Below are 8250 nucleotides of genomic sequence, written 5' to 3'. Positions count from 1 at the left end.
GTAGTGACTCATTGGGGATTCCTCCTTATGGTTTGTCTCGTCAACTGCCATTTTACAGGAATTTCCCCAATGGGTCATCTTTTATTTTAGGTGTTGCACTTGCATTGTAAATCTCCACGGCGAGAAATGGGGCCCAGCGGAGCGTCCCTGGCAGGGACACGCTTGAATGCACAATATCTTGTGTCCAAAATATAACACACCAGTATATCTTGATTTTACCGTGGGCCAGTGGTATCATGGAAGAGCACCGCCCGCGGGGCGGCAACCGCAAATACACAGAGAGGAGCGTGGCCTATGTACCAAGTGACCAAGCGGGACGGCTCCACCGTTCCCTTTCAATTAAGCAAGATCATCGCCGCCATGACCCGTGCCTTTGAGGCCCAGGGGCAGCAGGCCCACCCGGAGGTGGTGGAGCTGCTGGCGCTGCGGGTGACGGCAGATTTTCAGCCCAAGATTCGAAACGACCTCATCGCCGTGGAGGACATCCAGGACAGCGTGGAAGTGGTGCTCATCCAGGCGGGGTATGACCAGGTGGCCAAGGCCTACATTCTCTACCGCAAGCAGCGGGAAAACGTGCGCCACGCCTCGTCCACCCTCCTCAACTACAAGGAGCTGGTGGACAACTATCTGCGCATCAACGACTGGCGGGTGAAGGAGAACTCCACCGTCACCTATTCGGTGGGGGGCCTCATTCTGTCCAACTCCGGGGCCATCACCGCCAACTACTGGCTCAGCGAAATCTACGACCAGGAGGTGGCCCAGGCCCACCGGGACGGGGACCTGCACCTCCACGACCTGTCCATGCTCACCGGGTACTGCGCCGGGTGGTCCCTGAAACAGCTCATCTACCAGGGTCTGGGGGGCGTGCCGGGGAAAATCACCTCGTCCCCCGCCCGTCACCTGTCCACCCTGTGCAACCAGATGGTGAACTTCCTGGGCATCATGCAAAACGAGTGGGCTGGAGCCCAGGCCTTCTCCTCCTTCGACACCTATCTGGCCCCCTTTGTCCGGGTGGACCATCTGAGCCAGCACGAGGTAAAACAGTGCATCCAGTCCTTTGTCTACGGGGTGAACACCCCCAGCCGCTGGGGCACCCAGGCCCCCTTTACCAACATCACCCTGGACTGGACGGTGCCCCCCGATCTGGCGGGACAGCCCGCCATTGTGGGCGGGAAGTTCATGGACTTCACCTATGGGGACTGCAAAAAGGAGATGGACATGGTCAACCGGGCCTTTTTGGAGATCATGATTGAAGGGGACGCCAACGGCCGGGGCTTCCAGTACCCCATTCCCACCTACTCCATCACCCGGGACTTCGACTGGTCGGAGACGGAGAACAACAAGCTGCTCTTTGAGATGACCGCCAAGTACGGCACCCCCTATTTCTCCAACTACATCAACTCGGACATGGAGCCCTCCGATGTGCGCTCCATGTGCTGCCGCCTGCGGCTGGACCTGCGGGAGCTGCGCAAGAAGTCCGGGGGCTACTTCGGCTCCGGCGAGTCCACGGGCAGCGTGGGCGTGGTGACCATCAACCTGCCCCGCATCGCCTACCTGTCCAAGGACCCGGAGGAGTTCTATCAGCGGCTGGACCACCTCATGGACCTGGCCGCCCGCTCCCTGCACACCAAGCGCACCGTCATCACCCAGCTGATGGAAAACGGCCTGTACCCCTACACCCGCCACTATCTGGGCACCTTCCGAAACCATTTCTCCACCATCGGCCTGGTGGGGATGAACGAGGTGGGCCTCAACGCCCCCTGGCTGCACCACGACCTCACCCACCCGGACACCCAGGCCTTCGCCGTGGAAGTGCTCACCCACATGCGGGAGCGCCTGTCCGACTACCAGGAGCAGTATGGGGACCTCTTTAACCTGGAGGCCACCCCGGCAGAGTCCACCACCTACCGCTTTGCCAAGCACGACAAGGAGAAATACCCCCTCATCCGCACCGCCAACGACCACGGCACCCCCTACTACACCAACTCCTCCCATCTGCCCGTGGGGTGCACCGACGACCTGTTCGCCGCCCTGGACGTGCAGGACCAGCTCCAAGTGCTCTACACCTCCGGCACGGTGTTCCACGCCTTCCTGGGGGAGAAACTGCCCAGCTGGCAATCTGCCGCCGCCCTGGTGCGCAAAATCGCGGAACATTACAAGCTGCCCTACTACACCATTTCCCCCACCTACTCGGTGTGCGCCGACCACGGATACCTGCCCGGGGAGCAGTTCACCTGCCCCCACTGCGGCAAGCCCGCCGAGGTGTACAGCCGCATCACCGGATACTACCGCCCGGTACAGAACTGGAACGACGGCAAGACCCAGGAGTTCCACGACCGACAAGTGTATCAAGTGGGATAAAAAACGCCCGTACCTGCCTCACATTGGGGCAGGTACGGGCGCTGTCTTGCAACAGGCGGCAAGGTCTGCTATACTCCAGGTAAGGTGCTGCCACACATTTGGCGGTTGTTCCCCCTTCATCTACATAAGGGGGTGCTTCCTTGCCCCCTGGTTGAAAGGGGGTGCACTCATGGAGTATGTCACGTTTTCTGACCTGGTGCAGATTGGACTGCTGATCGTGGGTATTATCGGGCTGTTTCAGCTCAATAAAAGGAAGTAACCGCCCGGCTCCCAACCATGCGGTTACTTCTCTGATTTAACCCGGGGGGACAGCCGTCGCTGGCAGCACCCCTTTTCTACTATCAGTATACACGGCGTGAGAACATGTGTCAAGCATGTGAAAGGGACATAGAAACGTTCGTCGGCTGGCCCCGGTCCACCTTATAAAAAGGCGGACCGGGGCGTTGTGCAGAATGCAAAAATTTATCCGGGCAAAGGAAAATCCTGTTATTCAAAGAAAAGTTGTGTAATTTTTACAAAAAATTAGGTCCCAATCTGCCAAACCTCACAAATTTGGGATTTCGCACAAGAAAATGTACCGATGGCAAGTGGGGTATGGTATGATATAAATGAAAAACGGCGCGTGTCCCACAACGTGCCGCACGTATGAAAGGAAGGAATGTACATGAAAGGAAAACGTCCTGCTAAGCGCGGTTTGGCTCTGGCTTTGGCGGGGACCATGCTGGCCTCTACTGTGGTAGGCACCAGCTTCCCGACTGCTTGGGCCGCAGAGCCCACCTACATCGGGGATGCGTCTCTCACCGACAACGCCACCCCAGCCCCCACCCCGGACACCGTTTTGCCCAACGCCAATCAGTATTGGTATCAGAAGGCAGAGCTGTCCGCATTCTGCCACTTTGGCCCCAACACCTTCAACGAGATCGAGTGGGGCGAGCACTACGGGGACAAGACCCCCGATGAGATCTTCAAGCTGGAGACCGACTTCGACGCTGACACCATGGTCAAGACTCTGAAGGACGCCGGCTTCCAGATGCTCATCGTCACCGCCAAGCACCACGACGGCTTCTGTATCTGGAACAGTGCCTACACCGAGTACGATGTGGCCAACACCAGCTACAAAAACGGCCAGGGCGACATTCTGGCTGAGCTGTCCGAGGCCTGCACCAAGTACGACATGAACATGGGCCTGTATCTGTCTCCCTGGGATATCCACGACGACAGCTACGGCTACTACGACGCCAACGGCAACCCCACCAGCAAGGAAAACGACGTGCTGGACTACAACGAGTACTACAACAACCAGCTCCAGGAGATCCTGGGCAACGACAAGTACGGCAACGACGGCCACTTCGTCGAGGTGTGGATGGACGGCGCCAAGGGCTCCGGCGCCAACGCCCAGGAGTACGACTTCCAGAAGTGGTTTAACACCATTCAGAGCAACGAGGGCAAGAAGGCCGGCTATGAGGCCGACTGTATGCTCTTCGGCGCTGAGGCCTACACCACCGTGCGCTGGATCGGCAACGAGAACGGCTACGCCGCCGACGACACCTGGTCCAAGTCCATGGTGAACTACGAAAACAACACCATCAACAGCGGCTCTCAGGGCGGCTACACCGTGGGCCTGGAAAACGGCAACCAGTGGACGGTGCCTGAGTGTGACGCCCGCATCACTTCCGGCTGGTTCTGGGGCACCACCAAGAACACCCCCAAGACCATTGCCGCCCTGGGCGAGATGTACTTCCGCTCCGTGGGCCACAACGGCACCTTCCTGCTCAACGTGCCCCCCAACAACCAGGGCACCGTGGACCAGGCCATTTTGGACCGTGTGACCGAGTTCGGCCAGAACGTCCAGGAAACCTTTAAGAAGAACCTGGCCACCTCCGTGCAGGCCACCAACGTCCGTGGCAATGACGTGGCCTACAAGCCCGGCAACACCATCGACGGCAACGACGCCACCTACTGGACCACCGAGGACGGCACCAACGAAGGCACCCTGCTCATCGACCTGGGCGGCGTGAAGAGCTTCGACGTGGTGAGCGTGGAAGAGGCCATCCAGAACGGCCAGCGCATCAACTCCTACAAAGTGGAGTATCGCGATGCCAGCGGCGAGTGGCACGAGATGCAGTCCGGCCAGACCATCGGCGCCAAGCGTCTGGTGCGCACCGGCGCAGTCCGGGGCGATCAGGTGCGGATCACCGTGTCCACCCCCGACGACAAGGTGCCCATGATCAGCGAGGTGGGCGTGTACAAGGCCAGCGAGGGCTTTGAGCTCTCCGGCGCTGCCCCCGACGGCATGGACGTCATCGACATCAAGAACGGGGCCTTCCAGTTCTCCAACGGCTGGACCGACGAGACCGGCTCCCAGTTCATCGGCGGCACCAACAAGTGGGCCAACGCCGGTGCTACCTTCACCGTCAACTTCACCGGCTCCAAGATCTACCTGCTGGGTACCAAGGACCCCAACCACGGCAAGGCTGACATCTACATCGACGGCGAGAAGGTGTCCACCATCGACACCCACGCCTCCGCCCGTGCCCTGGGTCAGTACATCTTCGTCTCCGAGGACCTGGCCGACGGCGAGCACACCCTGGAGCTGCGGGTCACCTCCAAGGCCATCGGCATCGAGGCCGCCTACACCATCAACAACGGCGGCAAGGGCATGATCGGCATCGAGGAGAGCCGCTACACCATGAACGAGGAGCAGCGCATGGACGTCAAGCTGGTCCGCGTGGGCGGCACCAGCGACGAGCCGGTCACCGTGCGCCTGTCCCCCAACCCCGGCTCCGCCATTCAGGATGACTTCAACACCGAGCTGAACACCGAGGTCACCTTCCAGCCCGGTGAGACCGAGAAAACCGCTCCGGTGGAGACCCGCCGCAACACCAACATCACCGGCGACCGGGAGTTCACCATCGAGCTGTCCTCCGCCGACAAGGACGTCATCCTGGGCTTCAACCCCATCGCCACCGTCACCATCAAGGATATGGACTCCGCCTCTCGTGAGCAGCTGGAGGCCCTGGTGAATGAGGCCGAGGGCAAGCTGGGTGAGTGGTACTCCTCCGGCTGGGACGCCTACGCCCAGGCCGTGGCCCAGGGCAAGGAGCTGCTGGCTTCCACCGACGCCGACCAGGAGGCTATGGCCCAGGCTGTGGCCGCCATCCAGGCCGCCAAGAGCGCTCTGGTGGAGCGCGAGCAGTACTCTGCTGACGACCCCGTGCCCTTCCCCTGGCAGCCCAACTCCACCTACACCGTGGAAGCTGAGTTCGCCATTCTGAAGAACACCGGCGAGGGCGAGGCTTGGCCCCTCCAGGTCTCTGAGGCCAGCTGGGCCAGCCACGGCAAGTTCGTCAACTGCCTGAACCAGAACGACACCATCTCCTTCCCCTATGTGGCCGACCGCACCGGCACCTACACCGTCACCGCCACCTACCGCAGCGGCGACACCAACAACTCCCTGGCTTGGAGCGAGGTGGACGGTAAGATCACCTCCGGCACCGTCTCCGCTGGCGCCGGGGACAGCGCCACCGCCACCCACACCGTCACCTTTGACATCGAGGTCACCGAGGCTGGCGCTGGCACCCTGGTGTTCACCGGCCCCGCCAAGAAGTCTCCCCAGCTGGACAAGCTGGTCATCACCCCCAAGAACATCGACTACCAGACCTGCAACGTCACCGTGACCGCCAATGCCGGCGGCACCGTGTCTCCCGCTGGCACCACCGCTGTCACCGAGGGCGAGTCCTTCACTCTCACCATCACCCCCGACGCCTACTATCATGTGGAGTCCGTGGTGGTCAACGGTGAGACCGTCACCGTCACCGACAACACCTACACCCTGGACAGCGTCACCAGCGAGACCACCATTGAAGTGACCTTCGCTCCCGACGTCACCCGCGACGACCTCCAGGCTCTGGTGGACGCCGCCGACGGCAAGGTGGGCGAGTGGTACACCAGCGGCTGGGATGCCTACGCCAAGGCCATTGCGGACGCCACCGAGCTGCTGAAGGAGGAGAACCCCTCCGTCTCCGCTCTGGGCGAGGCCAAGACCGCCATCGAGACCGCTCTGGCCGCTCTGGTGGAGCGTGAGCAGTACACCACCGAAGATCCCTTCTACTTCCCCAACGAGAAGGGCGTGTCCGTGACTCTGGAAGCTGAGTTTGCTCAGCTGCACAACGTGGAGCTGGCCTCCGACGGCCAGTGGGCTCTGTGTGTGGCCGAGGCCGACTGGGCCAGCCACGGCGAGTTCATCAACTGCCTGAACCAGCAGGACACCATCTCCTTCCCCTATGAGGCCAAGACTGCTGGTACCTACACCGTCACCGCCACCTACCGCAGCGGCGACACCAACAACTCCCTGGCCTGGAGCGAGCCCGACGGCAAGATTGCCTCCGGCACCGTCTCCGCTGGTGCTGGCGACAGCGCCACTCAGACCCACACCGTCACCTTCGAGATCGAGATCACCGAGGCCGGCGCCGGCACTCTGGTGTTCACCGGTCCCGACAAGAAGTCTCCCCAGCTGGACAAGCTGGTCATCGAGCTCAAGGAGGCCGCTGAGCCCCAGCCTGAGGAGTACACCGTCACCGTGAACACCCAGGGCGAGGGCACCGCTACCGCCGAGCCCACCACCGCCGCCGCTGGCACCACCGTGACCCTGACTCAGACCGCTGCTGAGGGCTGGCACTTCGTAGAGTGGCAGAGCGAGACCGTCACCGTCACCGATAACACCTTCGTGATGCCCGAGGGCAACGTCACCGTCACCGCCGTGTTTGAGAAGGACGAGACCCCCGAGCCCGGCGATGTCAACAAGACCCTGCTGGAGAAGACCGTGGCCTATGCCGAGGGTCTGGACACCACTGGTGTCACCGACACGGCCAAGAAGGCCTTCGAGGACGCTCTGGACAACGCCAAGACCGTTCTGGCCGACGCCGACGCCACCCAGGACGAGGTCAACGCCGCTTGGAACCAGCTGCTGGAAGGCATCTGGGGCCTGGGCCTGGTTCAGGGCGACAAGGACGAGCTGAACAAGCTCATCGCCAAGGCCGAGGACATGATGGCCAACGCCGACAAGTACATGGAGGAGAACTGGCAGCAGCTGGTGGACGCTCTGGCCGCCGCCAAGGACGTGGCCGCTGACGGCGACGCCATGGATGAGGACATCAAGCCTGTGGCTCAGGCTCTGCTGGACGCCATCCTGGCTCAGCGCTTCAAGGCCAACAAGGACATCCTGGAAGACCTCATCGGCAAGGCCGAGGGCATGGACCTCACCGGCTACACCGCCGAGTCCGTGGCCACCTTCCGCACCGCTCTGGCTACCGCCCAGAACGTGATGGCTGACGCCACCCTGTCCGTGGACGACCAGAAGGTTGTGGACAACGCCGTGGCTGCTCTCCAGAGCGCCATGGACGGCCTCACCGCCGGTGGCGCTCCCGAGACCACCGACAAGCCTGAGACCACCAACAAGCCTCAGGCCACCGAGAAGCCCGCTGAGAAGCCCGCTCAGACTGGCGACTCCGCTCAGCTGATGCTGTATGTGGCCGCTCTGGGTGCCGCTGTGGTGGCTCTGAGCACTGCCACTGTGGTGCGCAAGCGCCGCGGCAACTAAGTTCTTCCTAGTCTGAGGAACCTGCCAAACTAAGACGAAAGCCCGGAGGAAGCAAATGCTTCCTCCGGGCTTTTCTCTTTTGTTCCGAAAGAGAGGGCCAGTTCTTCTCCGATATCTGCGCAGAAGGACAGCGCCCCAGCCGGGGACGCTCCGCTGGGCCCCATTTCTCCACGTGGAGATTTACAATGCAAGTGCAACACCTAAAATAAAAGATGACCCATTGGGGAAATTCCTGTAAAATGGCAGTTGACGAGACAAACCATAAGGAGGAATCCCCAATGAGTCACTAC

At 61.3% G+C, this 8250-nt stretch carries 2 protein-coding genes; both read left to right on the top strand.

Features of this window, described 5'->3' with window-relative positions:
- The first annotated feature begins 294 nt into the window (after positions 1–294).
- A complete protein-coding gene (locus B5F98_RS12355) occupies positions 295–2361 on the top strand; it encodes a ribonucleoside triphosphate reductase (protein WP_242961684.1) in 2067 nt (688 codons plus the stop codon).
- A 664-nt stretch (positions 2362–3025) separates the two neighbouring features.
- A complete protein-coding gene (locus B5F98_RS12350; RefSeq protein ID WP_242961683.1) occupies positions 3026–7960 on the top strand; it encodes an alpha-L-fucosidase in 4935 nt (1644 codons plus the stop codon).
- Positions 7961–8250 lie beyond the last annotated feature (290 nt).

It is taken from the genome of Pseudoflavonifractor sp. An44 (genome assembly GCF_002161675.1).
Classification (GTDB): domain Bacteria; phylum Bacillota; class Clostridia; order Oscillospirales; family Oscillospiraceae; genus Enterenecus; species Enterenecus faecium.
This window is presented reverse-complemented; position numbering and strand designations above follow the sequence as displayed.